The organism is Verrucomicrobiota bacterium, assembly GCA_016871495.1.
GTDB lineage: Bacteria > Verrucomicrobiota > Verrucomicrobiia > Limisphaerales > VHDF01 > VHDF01.
In genome coordinates this window covers 1-15,238 of sequence record VHDF01000105.1, presented here as the reverse complement: position 1 = coordinate 15,238, position 15,238 = coordinate 1, and the positions used below count along the sequence as shown (strand labels likewise).

Annotated in this window: 11 protein-coding genes and 2 pseudogenes; 8 read left to right on the top strand and 5 right to left on the bottom strand. The window is 60.1% G+C overall.

The annotated features are described in order from the left end of the window. Nucleotides 1-237: 237 nt before the first annotated feature. From FJ404_17285 to FJ404_17270, 4 genes are all read left to right on the top strand, one after another. On the top strand, nt 238-459 hold the full coding sequence (locus tag FJ404_17285) for a hypothetical protein (GenBank protein MBM3824610.1): 222 nt from the start codon (nt 238-240) through the stop codon (nt 457-459). A 36-nt stretch (nt 460-495) separates the two neighbouring features. Then, nucleotides 496-2,214, top strand: coding sequence for a hypothetical protein (locus tag FJ404_17280; protein MBM3824609.1), 1,719 nt, complete (start codon nt 496-498; stop codon nt 2,212-2,214). Nucleotides 2,215-2,433: 219 nt separating this feature from the next. Continuing rightward, complete coding sequence (locus FJ404_17275; protein ID MBM3824608.1) at nt 2,434-2,625, top strand: hypothetical protein; 192 nt, start codon at nt 2,434-2,436, stop codon at nt 2,623-2,625. A gap of 472 nt (nt 2,626-3,097) precedes the next feature. After that, nucleotides 3,098-3,910 carry a type II secretion system protein gene (locus FJ404_17270; GenBank protein MBM3824607.1) on the top strand — a complete coding sequence of 271 codons (813 nt, stop codon included), beginning with the start codon at nt 3,098-3,100 and terminating at the stop codon, nt 3,908-3,910. Between the two features lie 405 nt (nt 3,911-4,315). On the opposite strand, the pseudogene FJ404_17265 reads toward FJ404_17270, so the two are convergent. After that, nucleotides 4,316-4,477 (bottom strand): annotated as a pseudogene (locus FJ404_17265) (serine/threonine protein kinase). Between the two features lie 513 nt (nt 4,478-4,990). Between FJ404_17265 and FJ404_17260 the strand changes: the two are divergent. After that, nucleotides 4,991-5,959, top strand: a complete 969-nt coding sequence (locus FJ404_17260; protein ID MBM3824606.1) for a C-terminal binding protein — start codon at nt 4,991-4,993, stop codon at nt 5,957-5,959. A 37-nt stretch (nt 5,960-5,996) separates the two neighbouring features. Here the strand turns inward: FJ404_17260 and FJ404_17255 are convergent, their stop codons facing one another. After that, complete coding sequence (locus FJ404_17255) at nt 5,997-6,116, bottom strand: DUF1501 domain-containing protein (protein MBM3824605.1); 120 nt, start codon at nt 6,114-6,116, stop codon at nt 5,997-5,999. On the opposite strand from FJ404_17255, the gene FJ404_17250 reads away from it, so the two are divergent. Beyond that, entirely contained in the window at nt 6,101-6,532 is a 432-nt protein-coding gene (locus tag FJ404_17250) for a DUF1080 domain-containing protein (GenBank protein MBM3824604.1), read from the top strand. The two genes, FJ404_17255 and FJ404_17250, sit on opposite strands and share 16 nt — an antisense overlap. A 64-nt stretch (nt 6,533-6,596) precedes the next feature. On the opposite strand, the gene FJ404_17245 is transcribed toward FJ404_17250, so the two are convergent. Next, nucleotides 6,597-10,247, bottom strand: coding sequence for a c-type cytochrome (locus FJ404_17245; GenBank protein MBM3824603.1), 3,651 nt, complete (start codon nt 10,245-10,247; stop codon nt 6,597-6,599). A 428-nt stretch (nt 10,248-10,675) separates the two neighbouring features. Here FJ404_17245 and FJ404_17240 point away from each other — a divergent pair, with 428 nt between their 5' ends. Together FJ404_17240 and FJ404_17235 are read left to right on the top strand one after the other, a co-directional pair. Beyond that, on the top strand, nt 10,676-11,077 hold the full coding sequence (locus tag FJ404_17240) for a hypothetical protein (GenBank protein MBM3824602.1): 402 nt from the start codon (nt 10,676-10,678) through the stop codon (nt 11,075-11,077). A gap of 8 nt (nt 11,078-11,085) precedes the next feature. Continuing rightward, complete coding sequence (locus FJ404_17235) at nt 11,086-11,928, top strand: type II secretion system protein (GenBank protein MBM3824601.1); 843 nt, start codon at nt 11,086-11,088, stop codon at nt 11,926-11,928. A gap of 176 nt (nt 11,929-12,104) precedes the next feature. Here FJ404_17235 and FJ404_17230 read toward each other — a convergent pair. Together FJ404_17230 and FJ404_17225 are read right to left on the bottom strand one after the other, a co-directional pair. After that, a pseudogene (locus FJ404_17230) lies at nt 12,105-12,732 on the bottom strand (hypothetical protein). A gap of 504 nt (nt 12,733-13,236) precedes the next feature. Further along, a complete protein-coding gene (locus FJ404_17225) occupies nt 13,237-14,025 on the bottom strand; it encodes a type II secretion system protein (GenBank protein MBM3824600.1) in 789 nt (262 codons plus the stop codon). Between the last annotated feature and the right edge of the window lie 1,213 nt (nt 14,026-15,238).

Genomic DNA, 15,238 nt, shown 5'->3' with positions numbered 1-15,238 from the left:
ATGGCCGCGGCCTTGTGGAGTGATTAGCCGCCGACACCACAACCCGTAGGCGATTGGGATTCGGAAAATCTCCGAAAGCTGCGCCGTCGTCAAAAACGCCCGCAAAGTCGAGTTTTCACCCGCGATATCGCCGTTCCCCCTTGTCGTCACCCCACCACCAGCCCTCCAACGCCCATTCCGCCGCGTCTCAGGAAAATCTTGCCCTCCAAATTCCTAAAATCGATCGCGCCATGAAATATGCGGGCTAGGGCGCCCGGCCCGCGGACCGAGGTGCGGCGGCATCGGGGCCAGCCGAGGTTCTTCCTCGATGGCCAGCCTTACACCAAGCCGGTGTTCGAGACGTATGTTCCGGGGACGCGGGTCTTCGGGCAATTCACCGAAGCGGGCACGGACGTGTTTAGTTTCTCGACGAATCTCGGCCCCGGGTTCGGAACGCCGGTCTGGCTCGGGACGGACTAATGGAATTTTGAGGCGCTGGACGCGCTCGCACCTCGCGTGCTGGAAGCCAATCCGCGCGGGCTGCTGTTGCCGCGCATCTACCTCACGCCGCCGGACTGGTGGGCAAAGGCCAATCCCGACGAGTGCCAGGTGTTGTCGCATGGCGGAAAGCACTACCGCCAGGGCATCGGCCACGGGCGCGACGGCAAGGCGTTTCCGTCCCTGGCCTCGCTGCAATGGCGCGCCGACACCGCCGATGCCCTGCGCCACGCCTGGAGTGACCCGCGGGCTGAGTTCGAGAAGGTCAAGGTGCCGTCCCAAGCCGCGCGTGAGGCCGGGAGAAACCAGCGCACCTTCCGCGACCCGGCCACCGAGATGGCGGTGATCGATTGGTATCTTTTCTACAACGACCTCGTGCCGGACACGATGGAGGTTTTCTTGGGCGCCGCCAAAGAGGCGAGTGACTTCCGGAAAGTCGTCGGCGCGTTCTATTGTTACATGTTCGAGTTTGGCGGCGACCCGGAATACGGCCACAACGCGCTCGACCGGTTGCTCCGCTCGAAACATCTCGACTTCGCCATCGTCACCGCCAGCTACCACAACCGCGCGCTGGGTCGCGGCGCGGATTACGCCCGTGCGCCCATCACCTCGGTCGGCCTGCACGGTAAGCTGTGGTATCACGACAACGACACGGTTTCGTTTCGCTATGACGAAATACACCGCGCCAGCCAGGACCGCGCGACCGTCGAACGTTACCGCAAGGAACTTGGCGTGACCGGGACGGCGCAGGAGACCATCTGGCAATACCGGCGCGGCGCGGGCTTTGTACTCAGGAACGGCATTTACCAGAGCTTTTTTGATTTGCACGGCGGCTATTTTGACGCCCCGGAACTGATGGCCGAGGTGACGCGACTGAATGCGCTGCTGGATGAAGCGAAGCAGGACGATTGCTCTTCCGTGGCCGAGATTCTCGTGGTGTCAGAGGAGGTGTCATGCGGCTATGCCACGTTCGAGAGCGGGTTCCTACAACAGACCCTTCAGCCCGCCCAGGTGCAACTCGCAAAACTGGGCGCGCCTCATGACTCGATCCTGGTGGACGATCTCGCGCGGGCCGAAATGAAGCGATACAAGCTCGTCATCTTCCTGAACTGCTTCCATCTGACCGACCGGCAGCGCGAACTCATCCGGCGCACGGTGCTGTGGTGTTACGCGCCCGGGTTGTTCAACGGGCCGAAGGCTTCCGTCGAGGCGATGCACGAGTTGACCCACATTCGTCTCGTGCCCGGAAAAGCCGGCGAGCGGCTCCGGTTGCGGATGTCGCTGAACGCGGCGGGGTCGGCCCTGCTGGCAGGTGTGGCTGCTGCCAGCAAGATCATCGGGCACGAACACGTCTGGGGGCAATGGTTCAGTGTCGAAGATCCGCAGGCCATCGCGCTGGGACACGTCGAGGGACATGGTGAAGTTGCCTTGGCGATGAAGCGGCTGAAGGACTGGAACTCCATCTACACACTGAATCCCGTCCTGCCCGTGTCGTTGCTGCGGGCGCTGGCCCGCCAGGCGGGTATCCACATTTACAACGACCGGGACGACACCCTTTACGCGAGCCGCAGCTATCTGTGCCTGAACGCGGATGGCGCGGGTGAACGCACGTTGCGTTGGCCAAGCCCCGCTCGTCTGTTTGACCCCTTCACCGGTCGAACCCTGACCCAGCAGACGACTGAATTTACCCATCGCTTTGCAGACAGGGAAACGCTGCTGATTCGGCATGGGAGATAGAACGATGCCCCTTTCCTTGCGTGAGTTGGACTGAGCCCGGTGGGACACGCCACCCTCAACACCGATCTGGACTGAATGGACGGCGTGCATGGGCGGCCAGCATCAACCGCTGGAACCCTGGCTTGTCGTTGACAAACTGAACGACAAAGGTGCCGACCGCTTTAGCTCAAGCTCGTCTGCCCGCACCTCGGCGGCACCCTGCCCTGCATTTGCGGACACATGGATCATCGGTTGCACGTCCTCAAACGCGGTCCGCTGAAGCTCCAGCGCAAGCCGAGCGAGTATCTGCGCTCCATCTCCTTGGACATCGTTTCGCCCCTGCCCGAGGCCATGCGTTCTGGCCGGATGAACCGTCCTTCGCTGAAGCCATCGCATTTGCCGGGGCGCGCTTGCTCGGCCATCAGCAGGTGAACGATGCGTATCCGCTCGGTCTCGCCCTCCGCCGGGGTGGAATGCTGACCACGTTGGATGAACGCATCGCGGCGCTGACCGAACCGAAGTCGGACGAACGCAAAGCGCTGGAGATCGTCGCCTAGCGGCAACGCTCAGGACGAGCCGCGCTTCTCCGCCAGTTTCTCCAACGGCTGCCAAACGCTGACCGAGATTTCGACCAGCAAGGCTGCAGCAGACGACCTCAAAGAGGATCATCGTCTCAAAAAAGAGAAAAACCTCTCGGTCCAAGCCAAATCCACGGATAAGGAAATAATCTGCCCACGAATCGCACGGATGTAAACAGGCCTTCGGTCGGTTCGATGAGCATCAGGCTTATCGACCGTCTGGATGGAAATCCAGGACCGCGATGAATTTAGCGACATTTGAGACTTGATCGCTCCTTTCGGTCGGAGCAACTTCGGCCTCACTTCACCTGGAAGACATTGCTATCATGAACCCGCTTTGTTTGACGCGCCCCTCCCGCCGCCGGAATTCGACCGGCTTCACGCTGATCGAACTGCTCGTGGTGATCGCCATCATCGCGATTCTCGCCGGCATGTTGCTCCCCGCCTTGTCCAAATCCAAAACCAAAGCCCAGGGCATCAAATGCATGAGCAACCTCAAGCAGTTGAATCTGGCTTGGTACATGTATGCGGACGACAACAGGGAACGGCTCGTCCCCAATGGCACCGGCGCCCAGATCGGGTGGATTGAAGGATGGCTACAGACTCCGCAGGAAGCCACCAACGTCAACTTGCTCAAAGCCCCTCGGGGCATGCTCTGGAATTACAACCAGGCCCTGGAAATTTACAAATGCCCGGCCGACCAAAGCTTCGTGCGGCTGGGGGGCCGCAATCATCCCCGCGTTCGCAGCATTTCGATGAGCGGCAATATGAATGGCGACAGCTGGTACACCGCCGAAATCCGCAACACCCATTACACTTTCAGGAAGTACACCGAAATTCTTCGTCCGTCGCCCTCCCAGGCTTTTGTCTTTCTCGACGAACATCCCGATGCCATCGACGACGGCTATTTCCTGGTGTTCGTCAACCGAAAGCATCTCTGGGGAAACATGCCCGCCAATTATCACAATGGAGCCTGCGGTTTATCCTTCGCGGACGGCCACGCGGAGATCAGGAAATGGGTCGATCCGCACACGCTTTCCAAGAAGATCGTGGGCAACCCCACCGGCCCGAGGGATGTGCCTTGGATCCAGGTGCGCACCTCGTCTCCGCTCAAGGATGACGCGCCTTGGCCGCCGTGATCGGACGAGCCCCTCTACCGCCTTCCGTCGTACCAGAACCGGCAAGCCTGACGCGACCTCGCGAAACGCCGAGGGGAGATCATGGCTCGCGCCAGCAAACCCAAGTAGGCACCCAATCCGTGCCAGCGCACTTTCCTTGCGGAAGTTCGAAGAGGATGGGTGGCGATGATGCGCATGCGTCGTCCTGAATTCCGTCCCCGGGCTTCCGTGTATCCCGATGTTGTTGGTAGGGCGGGCCTGTCCCAGCCCGCCGCCCACGGGATGCAAAACATCATGCTCCGGCGGCGCACCGGGACGGACGCGCCCTACCTGCATCACCGGCAACATCGGGATGCACCGCCCGGGCTTATGAATTCCATTCCGTTTTTCCATCAGCTTCGAGAAACGGATGAAGCTGCGAATCTTCGACGGTTTGATGTCGCGGTGGATGACCCCCTTCTGCTGCGCGTGCTGGATGGTTTGACCGACCTTGATGAACAGATCGAGCCGCTCCCGGGTGGTGAGGTTGGCCTGGTCGCAATAGTCGGTGATCTTGATGCCCAGCATCAGTTCCATGACGAAGGTGGGGGGCGGCCCGCACGAAGGTGCTCCAAACTTCCGCCAGGTCTTGGGGTGCGCCAGCCCTCTGGCGCTTTTGGACCGTCGGACGCGCTCGAATGCGGCAGAGGACTGCCGCACTCCAAGACGCTGCCGCGTCGGTCCGGCCCTGTCGTGCCCGCATCCAACGGCTGGCGCAGGGGCTTATCCGAACCGCAGACGACCGGCAGGAAGGACTCCCCTTTCGCCCGACCGGCTTTTTGACGGCCAGCGCGAAGAGAGCGGCCTCATGATCAAGTGCGAAATTCCGTCGAGAAGCGTGCTTGCCGAAGCGCGACGAGGAATCGAAGCAGCGTTTCTCTTGCGGCAGAGACCCGAAACGTTCAGGCTTCGCCTCCAGCCGTGAAAAGCAAATTCCGATCAGTCGTCTGCATGAGATTCTTCGGCACGATGGCGGACCAAAAACTAACGCGGTGGATAGTCTGACAATTTAATCCCGCGTCAATTCATTGTCCCCGTCCCGCACCACCGAGGCTTCCCGCCATGCCGACCGTAGCGATCACCGATTACACATTCCCGAACCTGGACGTCGAGCAGGCGATTCTGTCCGCCGCCGGCCTTGAGTTGCGGAGCGGAAATGACAAACAGATTCCCGCGCTGCAGGCGCTGGTCGCCGAGGCGGACGCGGTCATCACTCAATTCGCGCCGATCAATGCGGACGTGATTGGGGCCATGAGGCGTGCGAAGGTCATCGTGCGTTACGGCATCGGCTATGACAACGTCGACGGGAAGGCAGCGCGCGAGCGGGGCATTCCGGTCTGCAACATTCCCGACTACTGCATCGATGAAGTCGCCGATCACACGCTGGCGTTCATTCTCGGTGTCACTCGGCAGGTCGTGCCCAACACGCTGCATATTCGCGAGGGCAAGTGGGGCTTGGTGCCAGCGCTCGATCAGTTGCGAACGCTGCGCGATCAAACCGCGGGACTCGTGGGCTTCGGGCGCATCGGTCGCGAGGTCGCGTCGCGGCTGGGCCCGTTCAAGTGCCGGCGGCTTGTGCATGACGCCTTCGTTCCTGCCGACGCAGTGCGTGCCGCCGGATGCGAACCGGTCACGCTCGACGAATTGTTGGCTCAGTCCGACATCGTCAGTTTGCATTGCCCGTCGACACCGCAGACGAAGAAGCTGCTGAATGCCGATTCGCTCGGTCGGATGAAACAAGGGTCGGTCGTCATCAACCTGGCGCGAGGCGACTTGATCGACACGGCCGCTCTCGTCGCCGCGCTGCAATCGGGACAGATTGCCTACGCGGCGCTCGACGTTTGCGACCCCGAGCCGATCCCGGCGGACAGCGCGTTGCGTTCATTGCCGAACGTGATCGTCGCGTCGCACATCGCCTCGGCCAGTCCCAAAGCAGTACGAACACTTCGCGAAACCGCGGCCAAGTTCGCGGTGACGGCGCTGCGCGGGGAACCGTTGCCGAATGTTGTCAACGGGGTGACTCACGCATAGGAAACGGATAGAAGATCTCGTCGAAGCCGAGCGTGTTTCAAGGGGTTGGACAGCGTGGTTGGTCGCGGCCGTCGCTCCCTTGCGCGAACGGGGTTCGGCCGAGCTCGCCGGTCCAGACGAGGACGACCGGCCGGCGGCGTGATGCTTCGTCAGGCATGGAGCTCCGGAGAAAACAGGAGAGCCGGCTGGGAGCAGAAGGGCAACTGGATCATCGTGGACGGCGCATTCTACCGCAGGGACAAGGGTGGCGACTTGACGTGGAAGGCGAAGCCCGTGCCCGACGATTTCGAGTTGCGGTTCGAGTGGAAGTTGTCGCCGGGCTGCAACAGCGGCGTCTATGACCGGCCCGGCCAATACGAGGATCAGGTGCTCGACCACGTCGGCAGCCCCTACGGCGAAAACCCGCGCCAGGCCGCCGCGCCGCCCTGCATGGCCAGCGCCCGAGAGGACCAGATCATGGCGCAGGTGACCGAGACCCCATGGGCCGGGATCCGGCGTCATCCCAGTGCGGGGCGGGTCAGGAGGTTGAATACCAGAAAGTGGATGGCGGTGGTCACAACACCTACGGCGTAGAACAGGACAATCTGTTCGAGGGGTATCATGGCGAGAGAGGCAGTCTCGAGGTTGAACCCTCAAGCTACAGCTTTTTCGGAATTCCCAGGTTCGCGAGGAACTCCACCAGGTCCCGAATCTCAGCCTTGGTCAGAAACTCTGCCATATTGGTTGGCATCGAGGAAAGACCCTCCCGGCGCCCGACAATTTCGTCCTTGGATATCCGAACCTTTTTGCCACTCAATTCGACCAGTTCCACCGCCTCGGGCCCATCGCTCTTCAACACTCCCGTCACGCTTTCTTCGTTCTTAAGCGTCAACTCAATGTTGGCGTAGCCCGGCACAATCGAGCGATTCGGGTCCAGGAGCGATTCCAGTATCTGTTCCCGACTCGCCCGCGTGGCCAACGCCGACAGATCAGGACCTACTTCGCCCCCTGTTTTCTCCACCACATGACAACGCACGCATTGTGCCTCCGCCTTGTCGAAGAAGATTTTTCGTCCACGGCCCGCGTCTCCTCCGGCCAGGGTCTCCCGATACCCCGCCAGAGGGTCCGTGCTCAAGAACCCTCGGGTCCGCGCCGCCAGCCGCGCTTTGAGTTCGGGAGTTTGACGTGCTCCCATGGCCGTCAACAGCTCCAGGTGCAGTTCGGGCCTCAGTTCACCCTTTTCCATCCTTTCAAAATGGGAGAGCAACACATCGTCCGATCGAGATACAGGCAGTGCTGCCAATGACGTGAGGGCACTTTGCTGAACACGAATGGAGGAGCTCTTCAACGACTTTTCCAAAAGCTCAACAGCCTTGTCCGGGGCGATCCTCGGGATCAGTCGGCTGGCTTCCGCCTGCAGCGCCGCATGAGGCGATTCCGATGCGAGCATCACTGCCTCGGTCAAACGCTTGCTCCCGAGCTTGTCCAGCGCCTGCAACGCCGCGGTTCCAAGCTCCGGTGGACTTCCCGCGGCCTGCACCGCCTCAACCAGCGCGTTGCTGGCCTCGTCCAAACCGTGGTCGGCAGCAAACCGCGCGGCAGCAACCGCGATGTCCGCTGTTTGAGTCAACAGGATCCCGATCGATCCCCGCAGTGCTTCCCGAGCCACGTTTCCGGGACGCGAGGCCACGGGCCGCCAAATCCCGAGGTAGGAATCGCGACCTGAAGGTGCAGCCCAGCGTGTCAACAACTCAATGGCCTCGACACGGAAAGCCGCGGTCATTTGCGGTTCGTTGGCCATGTCAGCCAGCACCTGCGCGTGTGCCGCATGGCCCAACCGGTAGTTCGCGCTCAGCACGCGGCGGATCAACGCACGGCTCGCCTCTCCTCCGCCCGTCAGCCTCACCCTGGAGCTGTTCCATAGTCCAGCCAGCGCAGGCAGCGCGGGGGTGATTGGCATGTCGTAAATGGCGCGGGCTGCTTCCACCACCAGGAGCGGATCGGAGTCGTTTAGAAATTCTGCGACCCCAGGGTGCTGTAGACGGCGCAAGGCCAGCAACACGCCCATCCGTTCCGCGCTGGAAGCACGTCGAACTGCAGATAACAATTTCTCCGGCGCGCCGGTCCCCGCGAGTCCCATCGAGCCTGCGTGACGAAGATAGGGGTCGTTCCCCGAATTCTCCCGTAACATGCCCAGCAACGGATCCACAGCTTCGCTCCGGCCTAGTTTGCCCAAGCTGATCGCTGAGAAAAACCGAACCCGGGAGCTTTGATCCTTCAACCGTGCCGTCAGCGCATCGAACGAGGCGAGGTAGCGTGCTTCACCCAACACTTTCACCACTTGAGCACGGACTTCTGGATCACCATCTTCCAAGGCTTCTGCAACCAACGCGGCAGCCGATGACGTCTTGCGTGCCAGTTGTCCAACACCCCAGATCGCGTGCAGCCTTGCCAATCGATGCTCTGAATTCTGAAGGACCCTTGCAAACACAGAGGCCGCTCCCCGTTCTGCCAGCGCGAACTGCGCTTCCAACCGAACACGCATGTCCGCATGGGTTAACAGCTTTTCCAACTCCGCCTCGGATCTGGACTCAAAACCTGCCGCAAACAGTGCCTTCATTTCCACGACCGCGGCCTCCGTCCGTCTCAATCGATCAAACACGCGATACACTCGGCCTCGATTGACCGAAGGGGGCGCGCCATCCATTTCCGAGACGTATAAACAACCGTCAGGCCCAAACTCCACATCGGTTGGCACTGCTCCCTTCAGGAAACTCTCCACCACACCCATTTCGAAACCCGCCCCCTGAGGTCGAACCGTAAAGCGAAACAGTGTGCTGGCTGTGGGGCTGTAGCGGTAGTCACAAAGAAGAAACGATCCGCGATACGCCTCCCCGAACCCCAATCCCGGATAATATTCCAAACCCGACGGCCCCGACGCCAAATGCCCGATGGGTGGAATCAGATAGGCCGCCTGCTCGGAAAACGGGAGATGCCATAACCGTTCAGCATTCCATGGCCGGATATCCGGAGGGATGAACTGATATCCGATCCGCCAGCCGCTGTCTCCGCCCTCGACGATGTAAACCACCCGCGCTTTGTCACCTCCATCCGCGTTGTTGTCGCCTGTGAACAAGTTGCCAAATTCATCAAAGGCCAAATCCTGCGGGTTGCGTAAGCCTGTCGCGAAAACCTCCAGTTCAGAGCCGTCCGGATTGCAGCGCAGCGCCGTGCCTGTGTCCGGGTAGGCAAACGTCTTCCCTTCATGCTCCACGTGCATTCCCCGGTCGGCCATCGTGAAGTAGATCTTGCCGTCCGGTCCCATCTCCAATCCATGCAGGTCGTGGGCCGTGTAACCGATATGCACGCCGTACCCATGATGCAGGCTCTTCCGTTCATCGGCTCGTCCATCCCCATCTTTGTCCTCCAGCAGCCACAAGTCCGGCACGCATGCAAAATAGACCTTCCCCCGTCGCGCCATGACGTCGGCCCCCAATCCCGCTGCGATGTCGTTGAACCCATCCGCGAACACCGTGGATCGGTCGGCTCGTCCATCCCCGTCGGTGTCCACCAACATTCGCACCCGCTCATGTTCCCGGGTGTAAAGACTGATGTCCGGAGCGAGGCGGCGGGTGAAGGCAACGCGATCAGCCACTGTCCGCGCAGCGAGATCTTCCTCCAACCACTCAAAATGCCCTCGGACGGACGTCCCATGCCGGAAGGTCTCTGCGGCGTAAACCGCTCCCTTTTCATCCACGGCGATCCCCACAGGGCTCGACACCATCGGCTCCGCAGCGAACAACTCGATTCCAAAACCGTCGGGTAACTTCATGCCTCGCATCGCTTTTGCGGGCGCATCTGAAGCGGGTTCAATTTTTGGATTGAACACAGCGGGTTCAGCGGCCGGGAGCCAAACACTGGCGGTCAGGCTCAACGCAATCGAACAGAGAGGCCAGGGACACTTCATGGCTATAGCCTGTACCAGTCCTGCCCAAGCTCGGACAAGGGAATCCGTCCAACATGGGGGAATTGTGCCTCGGTTTGTTTCCGTCGGCTGCGAGCGAGAATTCTGATCATGATTGTTTGATCGAAAGAGCCTCAGCCTTCTGAGCCGGGGATGGTGTCCGCACGATGGGGTCCCTCGTCCCACATCCAGGCGCGACACGCCATCAATCCCGCAACCAGGAATCCCAGTCCGAGGAAGGCCGGTAGCAGGTGAAGGAAGTCCATGTAGCCGATCACGAAGTGGACACCAATCGCGCAGAGGTATGCGGGCACCGCCGCCAGCAGCATCGTCCACCACAGCCATCGCGTCCCACGTCCGATGCCCCACAATGCCGCGAGCAGGAACGGGATTCCGGCGGCCATCAGCATCCCGCCCATGGTGGCGCGATCGTGCGCGAGGAACGGCAGCAGCCGCGGGTTAGGGGCGGACAGCTGGTCACGGGTGAGCCCGCAGAACACTTCGTCGTAGGGCAGAATGACACGAGTAGAGGCGATGACCAGAGCCAGCAAGCTGCCGATCAACATGGCAAGCCCGAGCATCGAACCCCAAAACCAGGACTGACGGAAGAGGCTATCCGGCAAGGCAAAGAGCAGCGGCTGGCTGACAGTTCGATGAAACCAATCCGGCATGCCGCGAGGCTAACGTAGTCTCTTGGAAATTGCTGGTGATTTCTTGATCATGGCGAGGGGCCCGTTTGGATCGAGAATCTCCTGCCACACAAGGCCAGCTTTGTGTTCAAGACGACGTTGGAAGGCTCCTCACCCTTAGCCACCGAGATGCATTCTGCACCGGGCATTGATCCGAAGGATGCAGCCCGACGCATCACTCCACAAACCAAAGCGGCCGCGCTCGTACATCTGTGGGGATTGCCATGCAAGGTGGCTGAGTGGCGCGAACGGGCAAATGCCCACGGGCTGGCGTTAATCGAGGATGCCTCCCATGCCCACGGCGCAACGGTCGCCGGAGTCCCTTGCGGTCGCTTCGGCGATATTTCTGTTTTCAGCCTCCAGGGAGACAAAATTATCCCAGCCGGGAAGCCTCCAAGGATCGCCTCAAAAGGGCATTTTTCTAGTGGCAGAAACCCGGAACGTTTAGTATTTGTACTTCAGTCGTGCAAAGTAAATTCCTATTAGTTTAATCCATGCTGCTCATGAAACCTCCACGAGTTTCCGCAGTCTCCCGTCGGCCGCGTCCGGCTCAGGCGGGTTTTACGCTCATCGAACTTTTGGTCGTGATTGCGATCATTGCCATCCTCGCCGGCATGCTGCTTCCAGCGCTGAGCAAGGCGAAGACGAAAGCACATGGGATCTATTGCCTGAACAGCCTGCGGCAGCTGAACCTCGCGTGGACGCTTTATTCGGCCGACTTCGAGGATCGCTTGGTGGTCGCGGCTTGGCTGCGGGAACCGAATGGTTGGTGCCAGGGTTGGATGAGCATTGCCGTCGCTGAGCCGGACAATACGAACGTTTTGAATCTGATGTCGCCTCGAGGGAAGCTGTGGCCCTACAACGAATCCCTGACGATTTACAAATGTCCGGCCGACAAAAGCACTTCCAAACATGGTGGCAAGACCTTCGCTCGCGTTCGTAGTGTCGCGCTCAATCAGAAAATGAACTGCCCGGGGAACTGGCACAATGCGCCGGATGAAAAGTTCGTCAACTTCCGCAAGCAATCCCAGATCCCCAATCCGTCGCAGATCTTCACGTTCGTGGATGAGCGCGAGGATAGCATCGACGATGGCGCGTTTGGGGTGAACCTCATTGCCACGGGAGCGCAGACGCAAATGATCAACTTTCCCGCCAGCTACCATAACCGGGCAGGGGGGGTCACCTTTGCCGATGGTCACGCGGAAATCCATCGGTGGCAGGACCCGCGAACGACGCGTCCCCTGGGGAAAATCCAACTCGGCGACGGTCAGGCATCACCGAACAATGTGGATGTGACGTGGCTGCAAGAGCGGTGCAGCGTTCCGGTGGTACGGTGAACCGGACGGTGGGCATTCGGGATCCGCACGCGCTTGGCACCCGCCATGCGGAGCGGATCCTCCGATCCAAAAAATCCCCGAATAAGCCCGTTGTCTAACGGATTCTCACGCGTCCATGCGTCCGTCACGCGAATCGGTTGTTCACTCAGTTTGGCGGGCAGTCAGGGTGTTGTGAATCATCCATCCGCCGGGTTGAAGGGTTCCCACTCACGCTGCTCGCGTGGATTCAGCTTCCTCGTTTCGTGCTGCCAGGCCGCGGCTGGAGCGCGGGCGACGACTGGCTCATGGTTGAGATCACGTTTGAAATCAGATGCGATCCCGTTGGCGGTCTCGGAGCGGCCCGGGCGGTCCTTCTCGCGAATCGTCTTGCGCATCGCGTCGATGCCTTGCGACATCAACTCCTTCGCATCAAACGGCGTGCTGCCGGCCAGCAGTTCGTAGAGCAACACGCCCAGGTTGTGGATGTCGCTGCGCGTATCAATTTCCAGCCCGCTCATCTCCGCCTGCTCCGGAGTCATGTAGGCCGATGAACTGGTTGAGTTGCGTGTTAACCGTGTTGTCCGTCAGCCGGCCCTCCGTCGCCTTCGAAATGCCGAAATCAATCACCTTCGGCACTCTCGCCGACGCGGAACCGTGCAGCGTGACGCGGATCTTCGACGGCTTGATGTCGCGATGGATGATCCCCTTCTGCTGCGCGTGTTGGAAGGTGTGACCGACCTTGATGAACAGATCGAGCCGCTCCCGGGTGGTGAGGTTGGCCTGGTCGCAATAGTCGGTGATCTTGATGCCCAGCATCAGTTCCATGACGAAGGTGGGGGGCGGCCCGCACGAAGGTGCTCCAAACTTCCGCCAGGTCTTGGGGTGCGCCAGCCCTCTGGCGCTTTTGGACCGTCGGACGCGCTCGAATGCGGCAGAGGACTGCCGCACTCCAAGACGCTGCCGCGTCGGTCCGGCCCTGTCGTGCCCGCATCCAACGGCTGGCGCAGGGGATTATCTGAGCCGCAGACGGCCTGCAGGAATCATTCCCCTTTCGCCGACCGGCTTTTTGACGGCCAGCGCGAAGAAAGCGGCCTCCTGATCAAGTGCGAAATTCCGTCAAGAAGCGTGCTTGCCGAAGCGCGACGAGGAATCGAGGCAGCGTTTTTCTTGCAGCGACCCGGAACGTTCAGGCTTCGCCTTCACCGGTTGAAAGACGTTGAGTACTTGAACAGTGTTCGCACACAGCACGGATTTTCGTCTGGTTGTTTCGCTCTGCACAAAATCACCAGGCATGATGGAGCACCATCAGATCGTAATGGATCAAAGCAATTAATAAAAAGTAAGGCCGCCTAAGGTCGATCGCACTATCCCATTCGTTACTCTTCGTGCAGACAGCGCCGGAAGATCAAATCGGTTTGCCGCCTTCCAGGTTACCCGGCAATCGCCATAAAGCTGATTCAGTCCGGTGATTCCAGGCGGTCCAGGGTCCTGAACGATTCCTGGTTTCCGCCCATGATTGTAAGTCCAGAGTTTTCCGAAGTCCCACCAAACCAACGCGTCGCTCATCAATAACCGATCACTCTGCAGTTCCTTGGCAGTCAAATCATCAGCCCGGGTCGCTTGTCCTGGTCGCCAACGATCGACGCGCCCAAAGTAGCTGTATGAGGCATTAAAGTAACCCCAGCCATTCACCACGCTATTGACTTCTTGCCGGGTGGGTTGCCGGGTGCTCGGGCACCACCAAACACCGCCCACCTCAACGTTCCCGGGCGCGATACGAACACCTGGCAAGTAGAGGGCAAGCCCTTCGATGCTAAGAAAGTCCGCTCCCGGCCTTCGCCAAGCGAGCACAATTGGGGGAATGCGTGACGGTCCACTTTGATCAACTTCGCACGTTTCCAACGGTGTCCCTCTGTTGTCATCGACGTAAAGCGTGTGCGCGATGCCAAATTGGCGAAGGTTTGACACACACTTGGTGCGCTTGCCTCTTTCTTTCGCCTTGGCGAGCGCCGGCAGCAACATCGAGGCGAGCAGGGCGATGATCGCAATCACCACGAGCAGTTCAATCAGAGTAAATGCCATCTCTCGACGCGAGAATCGGGCGGCCTTAGAGATCATGGGGGAACTATGAGTTTGAGGTTGGCCGATGTCAATGAGCATCTGTAAGGCATGGGTGCCTCCAGAGGTTGTCGGAGACCGGGTTGTCTTGGTAACGCAGACAGCCCTGTCTGCTGTAGCGCAGGCGGAAGAACCGCATGCCGTGCTCCGGAGAGAACCTGCACGGGGCGTGCTAACATTGGGAACGGGCTGCCAGCCGCCACTTCGATGATGGATCCTGGCATTCAAAATCGCGGCGAAACAAAAGTGCAACACTGTCTATCACTCCGTCATTTCACGACCTATGACCGACTGACGGACTGTTTCCCAGTTTATCGAAATCGGGCAGGACTTTGCGGGTCCTTCCGGGAGCTTTCCTGCGGGGAGACGCGCGATTGCACCGAAGCTCTAGTCATAAATCTTTGCCAGTCGATTACCTCCGAATCCGCCAACTGATGGAGCACGGCGTTATTCCCCAAATAACCGCGAACGGCACCGCCGACGCCATGAAAGTCGTATCGGGGCTGATCCAGTTTTACCGGCTCCGCGCGGCTCCCCCCGGCTTCCAAGGAGCAGGAACTGGAGAATCTTCGCTTGACGAAACTGCGCGGCGATAAACTCGAGCTGGAGAATGCGCGTCGCGCGGCGCGAAATAATGCCGGTCGCCTGGGCTTTGAAGCTTCCTGAAGCGGTCATCATCGGCCTGTGAACAAAGATTCTGGCCTCCTCCAACCTCCTCGATTCCGAAAAGGAAGATATTCTGGCGGACGTCCGAGGCCTTGATGCTGAGGCAATCGTAAAGCAACTTGATCCGTCTTTGCGCGAGGTTTGATGCCCCGTCGGTACGACGGACCTCATTTCTTCGCCAGAGCGGGGTCCAAGCGAAATACCGGTAAGCGATGCAAGGCAGAACTGGCCGCTTAAACCTAGCGGCGACGGGTTTCGGTCCTCGGCTTGGTTGCAGACTTTTCATCGAGTGGGAGGCATCTTACTATTCCTCGCGCAGAGAACGTCGAGGGCATTACATCACGAACAGTTCAGTCCCGCGGTACTTTGCTGAGCATTCCAGGCTGTCTGTCCCTCCCGACTGACTTCGGATCGTGGTAGGCCGCCTTGTACCACTCGTCCTCGTTGGGCAGGAACCACCTCGCCCCCGGATTCCGCCGGATCATACGGCCGTTCCGCCCCCGGTAGCCGTGGAGGGTGTAGGCGCCGTCCTCGGTGTCGCCGTCTC